This window comes from Vibrio sp. 1078-1 (genome assembly GCF_033340475.1).
The window spans coordinates 1-626 of record NZ_JAWOWM010000517.1 but is presented as its reverse complement, the minus strand read 5'-3'; the positions used below and the strand labels follow the sequence as shown (position 1 = coordinate 626).

1 protein-coding gene is annotated in these 626 nt (G+C 48.4%); it reads right to left on the bottom strand.

The genetic code is table 11. The features are described 5' to 3' along the window. The coding region (locus R7190_RS28525; RefSeq protein WP_318138016.1) for a S8 family serine peptidase at positions 1 to 626 on the bottom strand (626 nt) is incomplete at both ends.

Sequence of the window (626 nt, the reverse complement as noted above, 5' to 3'; positions counted from 1 at the left end):
TTTCCCCAAGCGTAATTCACAGCATCATTTTCCGCTTGGCTAAAACCAACTAAGCTAACCGGGTTGCCCTCTTCATCGATTTCATCCGAGCCATAACTCATGTTAATCACGTGGTAGCCGTTATCGGCAGCATAAGTGATGGCATCAATGGAGGAAGATAGCGGGTATACCCCCGTCGCAGCGATAAGGAAGCAGCCAAAAAATGGGTCGCAGCTATAAATCAGATATTCGTAGCACGTCTTCAGGTTGCCAACAGAACTGTTAAAACCGACCCCAGCAATACCAATACCGTTATCTGTCTGAGCCGCCGCAATACCTGCGACATGGGTGCCGTGTCCAACCACGTCCTCTAACGTATCACTTTGATAATCGGTGATGAACTTCTGCTGCTCAACACATTTTCCGTTCACGAACTCAATGCTACTCACGCTATCCCCTGCCATACGACAATCAATACCGGAATCGAGAATTGCTATCTTGACGGCAGAACTACCTTTCGTCATATCCCAAGCTTCGGGAGCATTGATATCTGCACCAGGCAAGCCAGAGGCCTCATCCAGATACGGACCAAATAGTGGGTCATTCACCACGGTAGAATGTACTTGCCCAGTATTATTGAGCGCCCA